This is a genomic window from Cupriavidus sp. 8B (assembly GCF_054589115.1).
This window is the reverse complement of record NZ_BAAILO010000317.1, coordinates 127,251-143,058: the sequence shown is the minus strand read 5'-3', so window position 1 is coordinate 143,058 and position 15,808 is coordinate 127,251. Positions and strand designations below refer to the sequence as shown.

The 15,808-nt window shown below is 67.0% G+C and carries 17 protein-coding genes; 10 read left to right on the top strand and 7 right to left on the bottom strand.

The annotated features are described in order from the left end of the window. Positions 1 to 5: 5 nt before the first annotated feature. Positions 6 to 488 carry a hypothetical protein gene (locus ACYP5B_RS31820; protein ID WP_459572300.1) on the bottom strand — a complete coding sequence of 161 codons (483 nt, stop codon included), beginning with the start codon at positions 486 to 488 and terminating at the stop codon, positions 6 to 8. Between the two features lie 90 nt (positions 489 to 578). Beyond that, complete coding sequence (locus ACYP5B_RS31815) at positions 579 to 1,478, bottom strand: LysR substrate-binding domain-containing protein (RefSeq protein ID WP_459572299.1); 900 nt, start codon at positions 1,476 to 1,478, stop codon at positions 579 to 581. 156 nt (positions 1,479 to 1,634) lie between these two features. On the opposite strand from ACYP5B_RS31815, the gene ACYP5B_RS31810 reads away from it, so the two are divergent. Next, complete coding sequence (locus ACYP5B_RS31810; protein ID WP_459572326.1) at positions 1,635 to 2,906, top strand: MFS transporter; 1,272 nt, start codon at positions 1,635 to 1,637, stop codon at positions 2,904 to 2,906. Between the two features lie 20 nt (positions 2,907 to 2,926). Here ACYP5B_RS31810 and ACYP5B_RS31805 read toward each other — a convergent pair whose 3' ends face one another. Then, positions 2,927 to 3,352: a GNAT family N-acetyltransferase gene (locus ACYP5B_RS31805; protein WP_267603080.1), complete on the bottom strand. Its 426-nt coding sequence runs from the start codon at positions 3,350 to 3,352 to the stop codon at positions 2,927 to 2,929. 202 nt (positions 3,353 to 3,554) lie between these two features. On the opposite strand from ACYP5B_RS31805, the gene ACYP5B_RS31800 reads away from it, so the two are divergent. The 7 genes from ACYP5B_RS31800 (at position 3,555) to denD (ending at position 10,600) form a co-directional block, all read left to right on the top strand. Continuing rightward, positions 3,555 to 4,307: a FadR/GntR family transcriptional regulator gene (locus ACYP5B_RS31800; RefSeq protein ID WP_267603082.1), complete on the top strand. Its 753-nt coding sequence runs from the start codon at positions 3,555 to 3,557 to the stop codon at positions 4,305 to 4,307. A gap of 34 nt (positions 4,308 to 4,341) precedes the next feature. Further along, on the top strand, positions 4,342 to 5,238 hold the full coding sequence (ltnD, locus tag ACYP5B_RS31795; protein WP_267603084.1) for an L-threonate dehydrogenase: 897 nt from the start codon (positions 4,342 to 4,344) through the stop codon (positions 5,236 to 5,238). An 11-nt stretch (positions 5,239 to 5,249) separates the two neighbouring features. After that, positions 5,250 to 6,554, top strand: coding sequence for a 3-oxo-tetronate kinase (otnK, locus tag ACYP5B_RS31790; protein WP_459572298.1), 1,305 nt, complete (start codon positions 5,250 to 5,252; stop codon positions 6,552 to 6,554). Then, a complete protein-coding gene (gene otnC, locus ACYP5B_RS31785) occupies positions 6,551 to 7,189 on the top strand; it encodes a 3-oxo-tetronate 4-phosphate decarboxylase (protein ID WP_459572297.1) in 639 nt (212 codons plus the stop codon). The genes otnK and otnC overlap by 4 nt, the downstream gene beginning before the upstream one ends. Positions 7,190 to 7,362: 173 nt before the next feature. Next, complete coding sequence (locus ACYP5B_RS31780; protein WP_459572296.1) at positions 7,363 to 8,694, top strand: MFS transporter; 1,332 nt, start codon at positions 7,363 to 7,365, stop codon at positions 8,692 to 8,694. A gap of 60 nt (positions 8,695 to 8,754) precedes the next feature. Next, positions 8,755 to 9,537: a 2-oxo-tetronate isomerase gene (otnI, locus tag ACYP5B_RS31775; RefSeq protein WP_267603089.1), complete on the top strand. Its 783-nt coding sequence runs from the start codon at positions 8,755 to 8,757 to the stop codon at positions 9,535 to 9,537. A gap of 73 nt (positions 9,538 to 9,610) precedes the next feature. After that, a complete protein-coding gene (denD, locus tag ACYP5B_RS31770) occupies positions 9,611 to 10,600 on the top strand; it encodes a D-erythronate dehydrogenase (RefSeq protein WP_459572295.1) in 990 nt (329 codons plus the stop codon). A gap of 80 nt (positions 10,601 to 10,680) precedes the next feature. Here denD and ACYP5B_RS31765 read toward each other — a convergent pair whose 3' ends face one another. The 3 genes from ACYP5B_RS31765 to ACYP5B_RS31755 form a co-directional block, all read right to left on the bottom strand. Further along, a complete protein-coding gene (locus tag ACYP5B_RS31765) occupies positions 10,681 to 11,118 on the bottom strand; it encodes a YbgC/FadM family acyl-CoA thioesterase (protein WP_150990356.1) in 438 nt (145 codons plus the stop codon). 100 nt (positions 11,119 to 11,218) lie between these two features. Then, the gene (locus ACYP5B_RS31760) at positions 11,219 to 12,205 is read right to left on the bottom strand and encodes a tripartite tricarboxylate transporter substrate binding protein (RefSeq protein ID WP_267603095.1); all 987 of its coding nucleotides are present in this window, start codon (positions 12,203 to 12,205) and stop codon (positions 11,219 to 11,221) included. Between the two features lie 116 nt (positions 12,206 to 12,321). Further along, complete coding sequence (locus ACYP5B_RS31755; RefSeq protein WP_459572325.1) at positions 12,322 to 13,287, bottom strand: alpha/beta hydrolase; 966 nt, start codon at positions 13,285 to 13,287, stop codon at positions 12,322 to 12,324. Between the two features lie 307 nt (positions 13,288 to 13,594). Between ACYP5B_RS31755 and ACYP5B_RS31750 the strand changes: the two genes are divergently transcribed. Both ACYP5B_RS31750 and ACYP5B_RS31745 read left to right on the top strand, forming a co-directional pair. Beyond that, positions 13,595 to 14,743 carry an iron-containing alcohol dehydrogenase gene (locus ACYP5B_RS31750; RefSeq protein ID WP_400092997.1) on the top strand — a complete coding sequence of 383 codons (1,149 nt, stop codon included), beginning with the start codon at positions 13,595 to 13,597 and terminating at the stop codon, positions 14,741 to 14,743. A gap of 81 nt (positions 14,744 to 14,824) precedes the next feature. Further along, positions 14,825 to 15,346, top strand: coding sequence for an O-acetyl-ADP-ribose deacetylase (locus tag ACYP5B_RS31745; protein ID WP_267603097.1), 522 nt, complete (start codon positions 14,825 to 14,827; stop codon positions 15,344 to 15,346). Between the two features lie 119 nt (positions 15,347 to 15,465). Here ACYP5B_RS31745 and ACYP5B_RS31740 read toward each other — a convergent pair whose 3' ends face one another. Beyond that, entirely contained in the window at positions 15,466 to 15,747 is a 282-nt protein-coding gene (locus ACYP5B_RS31740; RefSeq protein WP_459572293.1) for a helix-turn-helix domain-containing protein, read from the bottom strand. Positions 15,748 to 15,808 lie beyond the last annotated feature (61 nt).

The following is a 15,808-nucleotide window of genomic DNA, read 5'->3' as shown; positions in this document are numbered from 1 at the left end:
CTGGCTCAGTACTGCTGGGCCGCCAAGCCGGTCGGGCGCAATGCCACGTTCAGCGCCCGGATCGCGGCGGGGTCATTGCGCACGGCCAGCAGCCATGCATCGTCGAAATGCCCGATCTCCAGCAGTTGCATGCCGTGCGGCGCCAGTTCGCGGTTGACGTGCGCCAGGTAGAGCGCGGCGGGCTCCATATCGAAATCGTTGTCGTCACCGCCTAGCGGAATGCCGTCTTCGTCGTAGAGATCGTCGACGTCGATGGCCGAGACGCCGGCCGCGCGCAGCGTCGCGAGGCGCGCCACGGCTTGCACGCCCAGCGTGCTGAAATCCCGCCAGTCGACTTTCACCAGGCAATGCTCCGCGAGCCAGGGCTGCAGCCATGCGGACAGCAGGTCTTCGCCGGCTGGGGGCTCGCCCGGCGGGGCGCGGTCGAGGTCCAGGGCCGGCGTGGCGTCGGCCAGGGCCTGGAGCAGGCGGGAACGGAATTCAGACATGGACGGGATCAACGCGAAAAGCGGCGGCAAAAACAAAGACCGCGATGGTACAGCGTAGACGGCTGACCGCAAGCCCCGCGTGCGGCGGCTTCAGGCCGCAGCCGCCAGCCTGGCCGGCAACGCGGCCCGAACCGCCTCGCTCACGATGCCTGCCAGCCGGGCGGCGGGCGCCTCCAGCTCAGCATCTTTGCGGTAAAGCGCCAGTGCCAGCGAGGGCAACTCGGGCAGCCCGCCCTCGCCCGGCTCCCAGGCCCTCACGGACGGCGGCAAGCCCATGCCTGTGCGGATGGTCAGCCCCAGCCCGGCCGCCGCCCCGGCCCACAGGCCGCCCAGGCTCGCGCTGCTGAAAGCCACCCGCCAGGCCATGCCGGCGCGGTCCAGCGCGGCGGTGCCGGCCGTGCGGAAACGGCACGGCGCCTCGAACGCCACCAGGGGCAGCGGGCCGCTGGCTTGCCACGGCGCGCGCGCGGCGGCGGGCCCGATCCAGCGCATCGGCAACATCGCCACCTGCTCCACGTGCGGCATCCGCACGCCGTCGTCCCACGCCAGCGCCAGGTCCAGCCGGCCGGCGGCCACGCTGTCCAGCAGCTCGGTGTTGCGCGCCACGCGTGCCTCGATCTTCACCTTGGGATGCGCACGGGCGAACCGGCCCAGCACCTCGGGCAGCAGCACTTCGCCAAAATCCTGCTGCAAGCCGAACCGCACCCAGCCCTCCAACGCCACGCCCTGCACGGCGGCGGCGGCCTCGTCGTTAAGCTCCAGCAGCCTGCGTGCATAGGCCAGCATGGTCTCGCCCGCCTCCGTCAGCGCCAGTCCCCGCCCGGCCTTGCGAAAGATCGCCGTGCCAGCCTGCTCCTCCAGCTTCTTGAGCTGCGCACTGACCGCCGAGGTGGAGCGGCCGAGCCGGTCGGCGGCCCGCGCATAGCTGCCAAGCTCCATGCCCACCACGAAGCTGCGCATCACATCGAGGTCGAAGTTCACAGTTGCCATCGCAAACCGTCCTGTTGTTTGGGATGTTTAATCAATAATTATCTGATATTCAGGATTATTCTGGAGCAGCAGAATCCGTGCGTCAAGGCCTGCATGTGCCGCTTTCCCAAGGATGATCCCGTGCCCCGCGTTCCCTCCCCGCTCCCGTTTGCCGCTATGCCTGGCCCTGCCGGCGCAGCCCTCGCCCCACGCCACGGCCCGGGTCACCGCTGGAAAGTACTGGTCCTCGGCGTCGCGGCCAATGCCAGCTTTGCCGCTGCGTTCTCGGGCATTCCCACCACCGCGGTGCTGATGCGCGCCGGCTACCGGATCAGCGATGGCCAGCTAGGTTTTTGCCTGGGCATGATGGGGCTCGGCATTGCGGTAAGCGAAGTGCCGTGGGGCTTGCTGACCGACCGCTGGGGCGACCGCCGCGTGCTGCTGACCGGCCTGGTGGCCACCGCGCTGTGGCTGGTGCTGATGGCGGCGTTCGTGGCGCCGCTGCCGGGCCATATCCCGGGCAACGCCCTGCTGGCGCTGGGCTTGCTGATGCTGGGCCTGCTGGGTGGCAGCGTCAACGGCTCCAGCGGCCGCGCCGTGATGGCGTGGTTCCGCGAAGGCGAACGGGGCCTTGCTATGAGCATCCGCCAGACCGCGGTGCCCGCCGGTGGCGGGATTGGCGCGCTGACGCTGCCGATGTTGGCGCAGTCCTTTGGCTTTGCCGCGGTCTACGGCACGCTGGCCGTGCTCTGCGGCGTCACCGTGGTATTTGCCTGGCGCTGGATGCACGAGCCGCCGGCCGACCCGGCGCGCGCCACGTTGCCCGCAAGCGGTGCGCGCGGCAAGCCGGGCCCCGGCCCATTGAGAAGTGCGCAGGTCTGGAGGCTGGTCAGCGGCATGGGCTTGATGTGCGTGCCGCAAGTGGCCGTGCTGACCTTCGCGACGATCTTCCTGCACGATTTCAGCCACATCGGCATTGCCGTGGCGGGCATGGCCGTGGCGGCGGTCCAGGTAGGCGCCGCCGTCATGCGGGTATGGAGCGGCCGCTGGACGGATCGCCATGGCAACCGCCGCGCCTATATGCGCGCTTGCAGCTTGCTGACCTTGCTTGTGTTCGCCACGCTGGCGGGGCTGACCTGGCTGTGCGCCGCGGCACCGGGCTGGCATGCCATGCTTACGCCGGTGCTGATGGCTTGCCTGGTGCTGGGCGGCATCTGCACTTCGGCCTGGCATGGCGTGGCCTTCACCGAGCTGGCGACGATTGCAGGTGCCAGCCGCGCGGGCACCGCGCTCGGGCTGGGCAATACCTTTGCGTTCTCGGGCTTCTTCCTGGTGCCGCTGGCGATTCCCGTAGTGGCCGCCGGCTATGGCTGGGCGGCCGTATGGCTGGCGGCCAGCGCCAGCGCGCTATTGGCGCGGCCCTTGTTTGCGCGGCAGGCCCACGCCTGACGACAAGCCGGCCGTCGCGCTCAACGCAGCAATTTGCGCATTTCCACGTGAGGAATGCCGGCCTCTTCAAATTCCTCGCCGACCTGCTCGAAGCCCACTCGCGCGTAGAACGGGGCCGCATAGCTCTGCGCATTGAGCACCAGCTCGGGGTAGCCAAGCGCCGCGGCCTTAGCCATCAGGGCGTCCAGCACCATGGCGCCGACGCCGCTGCCGCGCGCGGACTTGAGAACCGCCATGCGGCCGATGTGGCCATCCGGCAGCAGGCGGCCGGTGGCCAGCGCGCTGCCGTCCTCGGCCAGCGCCAGGGCGTGCCAGCTCGGCTCATCCCATTCGTCCCATTCCAGCTCCACCGGCACGCCCTGCTCTTCGACGAAGACGGCATAGCGGATGGCGCGCGCGGTTTCGCGTGCTTCGGACCAGGGGGCGAGGCGGATGGTGATTGTCATAGGTGTTCGGTACGAAAGCGCAAAGCGGTGAAAAAAACAGCCAGGGGAGCGGCCGTCATGATACTCCGGCCACAACGTGGGCAAGCGATACCAACAATTGCTGCAATGCCACATAAATGAAGGGATAGGGGTAATTACCGATCGGCATTCCTCCCAGCAAATTTGTATGATGACCATATTACCTAATCACCTGAGGCCTCCCGTGTTCCAGAAAGTCCCGGCCCGAGCCCTGACAGACACCGTTGCTGAACAACTGCTGGAGAAGATCGAGAACGGCGCCTTCGGCCGTGGCGACAAGCTGCCCACGGAGGCGGTGCTGTCCGAGGAATTCGGCGTCAGCCGCACCGTGATCCGCGAAGCCATCGCGCGGCTGCGCCACGAAGGCGTGGTGGAATCGCGCCAGGGCAGCGGCGTGTTCGTTACCGAGCAGGCCGGCATCCGGCCGCTGCGGATCGACTACACCGATGTGGCCACGCTGGAATCCGTGCTGCACATCGTGGAATTGCGCCGGGCCATCGAGGCTGAGGTGGCGGCCCAGGCGGCGCGCGACCGCACCGATGCCAGCATGATGGCCATCGACTCTGCGCTGGCGCGCATCGACGCCGAGGAAGCCGCCGGCGGCGATGGCGTGGCTGCCGACGTGGCCTTTCACCGGACCATCGCGGAGGCCACCGGCAATCCGTTCTTTCTCAAGACGCTGGCGTTCCTGAGCCAGTACCTGGAAACCGCTACCCGTGTGACCCGTACCAACGAGGCGCGCCGCGCGGATTTCTCGCGCCAGGTGCGCGAGGAACACCAGGCCATCGTGGCCGCCATCCGCGCCGGCGACGCGCTGGCCGCGCGCAACGCGGCCGAGACCCATATGTACAACGCGGCTCGGCGCCTGTCCCATGGCGGGCAGCCCGACACGGCCACCGACCTTGCCGACGCGCCCGCGCGCGGCCTCTCCCACTGATCCACTGATCACTGCCCTCCCGGCAGGAGTCTTCATGAGCAAATCAATTGGCGTCATCGGCCTCGGCGCGATGGGCAACGGCGTAGCGCACAGCCTGCTGCGCGCCGGTTTCAAGGTACATGCCTGCGACCTGCGGCCCGACGTGCTGCAGCGCTTTGCCGATGCGGGCGGCATCCCCTGCGCCAGCCCGGCCGAGCTCGGCGGCAAATGCGATGTGGTGGTGACGCTGGTGGTCAACGCCGCGCAGACCGAGGCCGTGCTGTTCGGCGAACAAGGCGCGGCAAGCGGCCTGCGCCCCGGCACCCTGGTGATCGCCAGCGCGACCGTGCCGCCGAGTTTTGCCGAAGCACTGGGCAAGCGGCTGGGCGAGCGCGGCATCCTGCTGCTGGACGCGCCGGTCTCCGGCGGCGCCGCTCGCGCCGCCAGCGGCGAAATGACCATGATGACTTCCGGGCCGGCCGAAGCCTATGCGCTGGCCGAGGATGTGCTGGCCGCCATGGCCGGCAAGGTCTACCGCCTGGGCGACGCGCATGGCGCCGGCTCCAAGGTCAAGATCATCAACCAGTTGCTGGCCGGCGTGCATATCGCCGCGGCGGCCGAAGCCATGGCGCTGGGCCTGCGTGAAGGCGTGGATGCCGATGCCCTGTTCGAGGTCATCACCCACAGCGCGGGCAACTCGTGGATGTTCGAGAACCGCGTGCCGCATATCCTGTCGGGCGACTACACGCCGCTGTCCGCGGTCGATATCTTCGTCAAGGACCTCGGCCTGGTGCTCGATACCGCGCGCACCAGCAAATTCCCGTTGCCGCTGTCGGCCGCTGCGCACCAGATGTTTATGATGGCGTCCAGCGCGGGACACGGCGGCGAGGACGATTCCGCGGTGATCAAGATCTTCCCCGGCATCGAACTGCCGGCAAAAAAGGCCGAGTAAGGAAAGCCAGGATGACTGCACAGAACCCTTCCCCGCGCGCCCTGCTCGGCTGCATCGCCGACGACTTTACCGGAGCCACCGACCTGGCCAACACGCTGGTGCGCAACGGCATGCGCACCGTGCAGACCATCGGCGTGCCGGCCGGCGGCGAGGCGCTGCCGGGCGTGGAGCAAGCCGATGCGCTGGTGGTCGCGCTCAAGTCGCGCACCATCCCCGCCCCTGACGCCATCGCGCAATCGCTGGCCGCGCTGCGCTGGCTGCAAGCCCAGGGCTGCCGCCAGTTCTTCTTCAAGTACTGCTCCACCTTCGACTCCACCGATGCCGGCAATATCGGCCCGGTGGCCGAGGCCCTGCTGGCGGCGCTTGGCAGCGACTTCACCATCGCCTGCCCGGCATTCCCGGAGAACGGCCGCACCATCTTCCGCGGCCACCTGTTCGTGGGCGATGTACTGCTCAACGAATCGGGCATGGAGAACCACCCGCTCACGCCGATGCATGACGCCAACCTGGTCCGCGTGCTGCAGCGCCAAAGCCAGGCCAAGGTTGGCCTGCTGCGCTACGACGCCGTGGCGCGCGGCAGCGACGCGGCCCGCCAGGCCATTGCCGCCTTGCGCGGCGATGGCGTGAAACTGGCGATTGCCGATGCCGTGAGCGATGCCGACCTGCATACGCTGGGCGAGGCGTGCGCCGATCTGCCGCTGCTCACCGGCGGCTCCGGCCTGGCGCTCGGCCTGCCCGCCAATTTCCGCCGCGCCGGCGTGCTGCCGCAACGCGCGGATGCCGACAGCGTGGCGCCCGTAGCCGGCCCGGCCGTGGTGCTGGCCGGCAGCGCGTCCAAGGCGACCAATGCGCAGGTGGCGCAGTGGCTCGTGGCCAAGCGCCCCGCCCTGCGCATCGACCCGCTCGCGCTGGCGCAAGGCGCGCCCGTGGTTGAGGAGGCGCTCGCCCTGGCGAGTTCCCAGGAGGAGCCGGTGCTGTTCTACGCCACCACCACGCCTGAGGAGGTCAAGTCGGTGCAGGCCGCGCTGGGCGTAGAGCGTGCCGGCCATCTGGTCGAGCAGGCGCTGGCGGACATCGCTGGCGCCTTGAAAGCACGCGGCACGCGCCGCTTCGTGGTGGCCGGCGGCGAAACCTCGGGGGCTGTGGTGCAGGCGCTGGGCGTGCAAGCCTTGCGCATCGGCACGCAGATCGCGCCGGGCGTGCCCGCCACCGTCACGCTGGAAGCACGGCCGCTGGCGCTGGCGCTCAAGTCCGGCAACTTCGGCGGCGTGGACTTTTTTGATGAGGCCCTGCGCCAGCTTGGAGGTGAAGCATGAGCACCGAAGCCAGCCTGCGCGAAGAGATCTGCCGCATCGGCGCCTGCCTCTACCAGCGCGGCTACACCGTCGGCAGCGCCGGCAATATCAGCGCGCGCATGGAGGACGGCTGGCTGATCACGCCGACCGATGCGTGCCTGGGCATGCTGGACCCGGCCGCCATCGCCAAGGTGGACAGTGGCGGCAACTGGGTGGCCGGCGACAAGCCGTCCAAGACGCTGACCCTGCACCGCGCCATCTATGACAACAACCCGCAGGCCCACGGCGTGGTGCACACGCACTCCACCCACCTGGTGGCGCTGAGCCTGGCGGGCGCATGGCAACCGGACGATGTGCTGCCGCCGATCACGCCTTACTACGTGATGAAGGTCGGGCATATCCCGTTGATTCCCTACCATCGCCCGGGCGACCCGGCGGTGGCGGCGCGTGTTGCCCAGCTGGCCGCTGAAGTGCGCGGCGTGCTGCTCGCGCGCCTTGGCCCGGTGGTGTGGGAGGCCACCGTCTCGCGCGCGGCCTTCGCGCTCGAGGAACTCGAAGAAACCGCCAAGCTCTGGCTGATGCTCAAGGACAAGCCTGACCCGCTCGACGAGCAAGCGCTGGCCGAACTGCTCGATACGTTCAAGGCGCGCTGGTAGGGACTCAGGCATGTAGCCAAGACACAGCCCAGAAAAGCAGAAACAAAAGCAAAGCAGAACCTCCCGCCGCACGCCCTCGCTAACGCCTGGGCCGCGGCAAGGGCAGCGTTCGCCCACGGCTTGCCACTAACAACGGAAACAAGCCGGAACCAAGCCGAAATACGGAGACAACCATGAATACATCCACCCAGGCCGCGCTAGCCGGCGCCGGCCAAGACATCGACCGCGACATAGAAAAACGCGCCTACAGCAAGGTGTTCTGGCGCATCATGCCGTTCCTGATGCTGTGCTACGTCATCGCTTACCTGGACCGCGTCAACGTGGGCTTCGCCAAGCTGCAGATGGCGCAGGACCTGGCGTTCTCCGAAACCGTGTTCGGCCTTGGCGCGGGGCTGTTCTTCATCGGCTACTTCCTGTTCGAAGTGCCCAGCAACCTGCTGATGCACAAGATTGGCGCGCGTATCTGGATCGCGCGGATCATGATCACGTGGGGCATCATCTCGGCGCTGTTCGTGTTCGTGAAGACGCCCACCACCTTCTACATCATGCGCTTCCTGCTCGGCCTGGCCGAGGCGGGCTTCTATCCCGGCGTGATCCTCTACCTGACCTACTGGTATCCCGCCAACCGGCGCGCCAAGATGATCGCGCTGTTCATGTCGGGCATCCCGGTGGCCGGCATGTTCGGCAACCCGCTGTCGGGCTGGATCATGGACGCCTTCCATGACTACGGCGGCATGCGTGGCTGGCAATGGATGTTCCTGATCGAAGCCGTGCCCGCGCTGCTGATCGGCATCATCACCGTGTTCGTGCTCAAGAACGGCATCGACCAGGCGCCGTGGCTGGATGCGGACGAGAAGCGCGTGCTCAAGCGCAATATCTCCGAAGACGCGCGCCAGGCCAGCGCCTCGGGCACCGGCCACTCGCTTGGCGCCGTGTTCAAGGACCGCCGCGTCTGGTGGATGTGCCTGATCTACTTCTGCTTTGTCACCGGGCAATATGCGCTGACGTTCTGGATGCCCACCCTGGTCAAGACCAGCGGCGTTACCGGCAACCTCAATATCGGCCTGCTCAGCGCCATCCCGTTTATCTGTGCCATCGTGGTGATGAACTTCCTCGGCCACAGCGCCGACGCCCGCCGCGAGCGCCGCTGGCACCTGATCGTGCCGGCGCTGATGGGCGCCGTGGGCTTTGCCATTGCCGCCTCGTTTACCCACAATACCGTGGTGGCCATCGCCGCGCTGTCCCTGGCCGCCGCCGGCGTGCTGACCTGCGCCCCTCTGTTCTGGTCGCTGCCGACTGCCTTCCTGTCCGGGCTGGCCGCGGCCTCGGGCATTGCGGTGGTGAATTCGGTGGGCAACCTGGCTGGCTTTGTGGCACCGTACATGGTGGGCTACCTGACCGACCTCACCCACAGCACGCAGTCGAGCATGTATGTGCTGTCGGCCATGCTGGTGATCGGCGCCGGGCTGGTCTGGCTGACGCCCGCCAAGCTGGTCAACCGCTGATCCGCCCTTACAAGAACAGCCAAGAACAGCCAACAACAACCTATTCTCCTGGAGCACCGCATGCCGCGTTTTGCCGCCAACCTGTCGATGATGTACACCGAGCACGCCTTCCTGGACCGCTTCGCCGCCGCGGCGGCGGACGGTTTCAAGGCCGTGGAGTACCTCTTCCCGTATGAGCACACTGCTGCCGAAATCCGCGCCCGCCTCGATGCCAATGGCCTGACGCAGGCGCTGTTCAACGCGCCGCCGGGCGACTGGAACGCCGGCGAGCGCGGCATGGCCGCCCTGCCGGGGCGCGAAGCCGAGTTCCGCGATGCCTTCGCCCGTGCGCTGGAATACGCTGCCGTGATCGGCAACAACAAGGTCCACGTGATGGCCGGCCTGGTGCCGGCCGGCGCGGACCACGGGCGTCATCGCGCCTGCTACCTGGAGAACCTGGCGCATGCCGCGCAGGCCGCTGCCGCCCAGGGCGTCACCGTACTGATCGAGCCGATCAATGCGCGCGACATGCCGGGTTACTTCCTCAACCGCCAGGACGACGGACAGGCCATCTGCAAGGAAGTCGGCGCGGCCAACCTGAAGGTACAGTTCGACTGCTACCACTGCCAGATCGTGGAGGGCGACCTCGCCGTCAAGCTCAAGCGCGATTTTGCCGGCATCGGCCACATCCAGATCGCCGGCGTGCCAGAGCGCCACGAGCCGGACCTGGGCGAGCTGAACTACCCGTACCTGTTCGACGTGATCGACGGCCTGGGCTATGACGGCTGGATCGGCTGCGAATACCGTCCGCGCGCCGGCACCTCGGCGGGTTTGGGCTGGCTCAAGCCTTACCTGAAAGGTTGAAAGGCCGCATCTGCGCCAAGCGAATCCATCAAGCCAAACGCGCCGCCCACGGCCGCAAAACTGGAAGACGAACATGCAAGTACTGATCACCGGCGGGGCCGGGTTCCTCGGCCTGCAACTGGCCCGCCAACTGCTAAGACGCGGCACACTGGACATCGACGGCAAGCCCGTGGCCATCGCAGGCCTGACGCTGCTCGACGTGGTAGCGCCGCCCCCGCTGGACGACGCGCGCGTGCGCGTGGTCACCGGCGACCTGTCCGATCCCGCGGTACTGACGCAGGCCATCGATGCGCGCACCGGCGCGGTGTTCCATCTGGCGGCGGTGGTCAGCGGCCAGGCCGAGGCGGATTTTGACCTGGGCATGCGCGTGAACCTGGATGCCGCGCGCGCGTTGCTGGAAACCTGCCGGGCGCTTCACGTGAAACATGGCGTCCGGCCGCGCGTGGTGTTCACCAGTTCGGTAGCCGTGTACGGCGGCATCCTGCCCGCTGTGGTGCAGGACGATACCGCGCTCAATCCGCAATCTTCCTACGGCGCGCAGAAGGCCATCGGCGAGTTGCTGCTGTCGGACTACAGCCGCCGCGGCTTTGTCGACGGCCGCGTGCTGCGGCTGCCGACCATCAGCGTGCGGCCGGGCAAGCCCAATGCCGCCGCATCGTCGTTTGCCAGCGGGATCATCCGCGAGCCGCTGGCAGGCGTTGCCGCCAATTGCCCGGTCTCGCCGGAAACGCCGTTGTGGCTGCTGTCCCCGCGCGGGGCGATTGCCGCGCTGGTGCGGGGCATGGAAATCGATGGCGCCGAATTTGGCCAACGACGCACCGTGAACCTGCCCGGCTTGTCGGTCACGCCTAAGGAAATGGTCGCGGCATTGCGGCGCGTGGCCGGCGACAGCGTGGCGGATCGCGTGAGCTGGGAGCGCGAGGCGCGCATCGAGAATATCGTCGGCACCTGGCCTGCCGCCTGGAATACGGAGCGTGCGCTGGCGCTGGGGTTCCAGGGCGACGCGGATTTCGATGCGGTGATCCGGGCGTATATGGAGGATGCGGGAATAGCGTCGCGTTGAATTTTCAGGCGCATTCGAGCGGCGCTAGCTTGCACGCAGGCCAACGCCGCCGCAGTGAAGGCCTTCAGAAGCCGGGCGGCTCAAGCGTCCGGCTTCACCACTTCATAAGCCGTGATCGTTTCCCGTACCGGCCCCGGAATCGGCGCCGACTTCTGCGTAGCGGGATCCGCGCAGACATAGACGATCTCGCCCGTGACCAGGTGCTCGTCGCCGCGGTACATCTCCACGCGGAACAGCATGCTGGAGCGGCCCAGGCGGGCAATCCGCCCCCGGATCTCCAGCATGTCGTCAAAGCGCGCCGATGCGTGATACTCCAGCGTGGACTTCACCACGAAGATATCCACGCCGTGCGCGTGCAGTACATCCTCCGGATACCGGATCCCCACCGCCCGCCAGTACTCCGTCACGCAGATATCGCAGTAGGTCAGGTAATGCGCATTGAACACGATCGACTGCGGATCCACCTCGGCCCAACGCACCCGCAACGGCATGCTGTGACGGAAATCTTCCTTTGCCATGTCGGCGCTCCCCTTTGATTGCCGGCCAAATATCGGCCCGATATGAAAACGGCGCCGGCCCCGGACAGGGCGGCGCCGGCATTAAGCGGCCAAGCCAGGCTTATTGCGGCTTGTTCAGCCCAAGCTTGTCGATAATGGCCTTCTCTTTCTTGACCGTATCGGCGGCGAAGTGCGCGTATTGCTCGCTGCTCATGTAGAACGGCTCCATGTCGAATTTGGTCAGCGCATCGCGGTAGTTCTGCATTTCCATGGCTTTCTTGAAGCCGTCATGCAGCTTCTTGACGATCTTCGGATCGGTGCCCTTGGGTGCTACCACGCCGAACGGCGAGGTCTGCACGATGCCCAGGCCCAGCTCCTTCAACGTCGGCACATTGGGGAAGCGCGCCGAGCGCTTCTCGCCCCAGGTCGACAGCAGGCGCAGCTTGCCGGACTCCACGTACGGTGCCCAGGCCGGCGTATCCGCCACCGACATCACGTGCCCGCCCAGCAGGGCCTGCATCGATTCCGAGTTGCCCTTGTACGGAATATGCGAGAACTGCACGTTCTGCTTCATGGCCAGTTCTTCCATGGTCAGGTGCAGCGTGGTCATCGAGCCCGGCGAGCCGTAGGTGAGGCGGCCCGGGTTGGCCTTGGCGTAGGCGATGTAGTCCTGCATGGTCTTGATCGGCGAATCCGCCGGGACCACCAGGCCGAACGAGTAGCCGGCCAGGTTGATCACGTAGGACAGGTCCTTGACCGGATCCCAGTTGATCTTGGTGGTGTACGGCAGGCGGTAGACCGGCATGGCTACCTGCGCCAGCGTGTAGCCGTCGGGCTGGGTCGATTGCATCAGCTGGGCGGGCAATACCCCGCCCGCGCCTGGCTTGTTCTCGATGATCACCGGCTGGCCGAGGATCTTGGAGGCGTTTTCCGCCAGCACGCGGAACGGCAGGTCGGTGGAACCGCCCGCGGTGTAGCCGATGATCAGGCGAATCGGCCGTTGCGGGAAATTGTCCGCCTGCGCCAGGGCCGGCGCGCTGGCCAGCCCCAGGGTAGCCGCGGTGGCGGCGAGCGCGCCCGCATGGGCGAGGAAGTGGCGGCGTTGCATGAGTCTGTGTCTCCTATTGCTACTGCTACAAGTAATGCACTACACGTAAAGCCAATGAAATCGGGGGTTCTGCGACCGCTTCGATCCGGCTGCCGGCCCCTGCCGGCGAGCCGCGCTCAGCCGTCGAAGGCAGCGCGCAAGGCGGCGACCGCGTCACCATGGGCGGCGGCCACCGCCGGGACGAAGCGTCCCAGCTTGAAAAAATCGTGGATCATGCCCGGGTAGTCGGCCACTTGCGCCGGCACGCCCGCGGCGCGCAGCTTGGCCGCGTAGGCCACGCCTTCATCGTGCAGCGGGTCGTAGCCCGCCACGGCGATCCAGGCCGGGCAGCAACCGCGCACGTCGGCGCCCGTGCCGCCGCCGTCCAGCGGGGCAAAGCGCCAGTCGTCGCGGCTGGCTTCGCCATCCAGGTATTGCGAGAAAAACCACTGGATCATCGGCGCGGTCAGCAGGTAGCCCTCTGCCAGCGCACGATGCGACGGCGTGTCCTGGCGCGCGCAGGTGCCGGGATAGATCAGCATTTGCAGGACAGGCCCCAGGCCCAGATCGCGCGCATGCACGGCGCAGGCGCTGGCCAGCGTGCCACCCGCGCTGTCGCCACCCAGGGCGATACGGCTGGCGTCGGCGCCCAGGCGCGCCGCCTCGGCGAAGACCCATTCCATGACATCGAACGCGTCGTTCGCCGCATGGGGAAATTTCCACTGCGGACCTAGCCGGTAGTCCACCGACAGCACCATGCAATCCGCTTGCACGCACAGCAGCCGGCTCAGGGGATCATGCGAGTTGACGCTGCCCACGGTGAAACCGCCGCCATGGAAGTACACCAGCAAGGGTAACGGCTCGGCCCAACTGGCCTCGCGCGGCGCGTACAGCCGCACCGGGATGTCGTAGCCATCGCGCGCGGCCACCGTCAGGTTTTCCACGCTGTGCACGGGCAGCGGTGCAATATCCATGATGGGCGCGCTCTTCTCGTACGCGGTCTTGGCGTCAGCCGGGTCCAGCTCGTGGATGGACGGACGCTTCACGCGCCCGATCAGCTCCAGCAACGCGGCCACCTGCGGGTCGAGCGGCGCCGACGGCATGCCGGGCAAGGCAGGCGCGGGCTGGGCGGGCGCGGCAGTGAAAGCAGGCGGGACAGCGGACATGGACAGTCAGAATCAGTAGCAACGAACCTTCGGCAGCAGCCGAATCTCCAGTGGCGTCAACGCCGCTGGCGTTCGAATTGTGAACGATCGTTCGATTTTAGTATGATTCCAGATGTTTCGGCAGCAAAGCATATGAAATTTCCCTGGGGCTGGTCAGGGCGGCAGGTTTTGCGCGATCATCGACCATCGTCAGAAAAGCCGGAAGCCAGAAGAAATAAAACCCTCATCGACGGAGACAGCATAGATGGCCTTCATTTATTACCTGACCCACATCCACCTGGATTTCGGCACCATCAGCCAGCTCAAGGCAGAGTGCGAGCGCATCGGCATCCGGCGCCCGCTGGTCGTCACCGATAAAGGCGTGGTCGCCGCCGGCGTGGCCCAACAAGCCGTGCAGGCCCTGGGCGGCCTGTCGCACGAGATCTTCGACGAAACCCCCTCGAACCCGACCGAGGCCATGGTCAAGAAGGCCGCGGCGCAATATCGGCAAGGCGGCTGCGACGGGCTGATCGCGGTCGGCGGCGGCTCCTCCATCGACCTGGCCAAGGGCATCGCCATCCTTGCCACCCACCCTGGCGAGCTGACCACCTACGCCACCATCGAAGGCGGCAGCGCCAAGATCACCGAGCGCGCCGCGCCGCTGATCGCCGTGCCGACCACCTCGGGCACGGGCAGCGAAGTGGCGCGCGGTGCCATCATCATCCTGGAAGACGGCCGCAAGCTCGGCTTCCACTCCTGGCACCTGCTGCCGAAGTCCGCCATCTGCGACCCGGGCCTCACGCTCGGCCTGCCGGCCGGCCTGACCGCCGCCACCGGCATGGACGCCATCGCGCATTGCGTGGAAACCTTCCTGGCGCCCGCCTTCAACCCGCCCGCCGACGGCATCGCCCTGGACGGCCTGGAGCGCGGCTGGAAGCACATCGAACGCGCCACCCGCGACGGCCAGGACCGCGACGCACGCCTGAACATGATGAGCGCCTCCATGCAGGGCGCCATGGCCTTCCAGAAAGGACTGGGCTGCGTGCACTCGCTGTCGCACCCGCTCGGCGGCCTCAAGGTGGACGGCAAGACCGGCCTGCATCACGGCACCTTGAACGCGGTGGTGATGCCGGCGGTGCTGCGCTTCAACGCCGACGCGCCCAGCGTGGTGCGCGACAACCGCTACGCCCGCCTTCGCCACGCCATGGGCCTGCCGGAGGGTGCCGACCTGGCCCAGGCCGTGCACGACATGACCGCGCGCCTCGGGCTACCCACCGGCCTGCGCCAGATGGGCGTCACCGAAGACATGTTCGACAAGGTGATCGCCGGGGCACTGGTCGACCATTGCCACAAGACCAACCCGAAAGAGGCCAGCGCCGCGGATTATCGGCGTATGCTGGCGGAATCCATGTAAGTGCCGCGGCGGGCCGGCAGCACAGGTGCGCGGAACAGCCGGGGCGATCCAGCTTTATCCACCCAGCACGGAGAAGAGGTCATGACAGGGGAACACCTGCAGGTCTTGCACGGAGACATCACCCGCATGGAAGTCGACGCCATCGTCAATGCCGCCAATAGCGGCTTGCTCGGTGGCGGCGGTGTCGACGGCGCCATCCACGGCGCCGGCGGCCCCGCCATCATGGCCGCCTGTCGCGGCATTCGCGAAACCAAGGGCGGCTGCCCCACCGGCCAGGCGGTGATCACCACCGGCGGCCTGCTACCCTCGCCTTACGTCATCCACGCGGTCGGCCCGGTCTGGCAAGGGGGCGACCACGGCGAAGATGCCCTGCTCGCCAGCGCCTACCAGGCCAGCATCGCGCTAGCCGCGCAGCACAAGCTGCGCACCATCGCCTTTCCCAATATCAGCACCGGCATCTACGGTTTCCCGCGCGAGCGCGCCGTGGATATTGCCATCGAAGCGGTACGCAAGGCGCTGGTGGCGGCGCCCACCATCGAGCAGGTCAGTTTTGTCTGCTTTGATGATGAGAACTACCGGCTGTATCGGCAGAGGCTGACTTGAATGGGGGCGGCCTTCGCTGGAGGTATTGCGAAGGCCGCAGCCATGATCGAGGTCGACGGGGAATCGGCATCTTCTTGCGATTTCCCGTTTCTTGTTCATGAAGATCAAGTACTCCGGGCTCAGGCGGCGTCCAATTCGATATGCACACGCCGCCCAAGGGCCGTGGCGATATTCACCAGCGCATCAAGTGAGAACCGGGATACGCGCCCACGCAGCAGGTCATTGATGCGCGGTTGGGTGACCCCACAATGGCTTGCCGCGTCAGCCTGTTTCCAGTCATTGGACTTGATGATAGCCGCGATCTGCTGCATCAGTTCCGCTCGCGCGCGGAGATTGGCGGCCTGTTGCGGGGTGTCCGCAATGGCGTCCCACACGCTGTCAAACGTTTCGATGTCAGTCATTTGGCACCTCTCATGAGTTCCCCGTATCGGGTCTTGGCCAGATCGATCACGGCATCTTGCT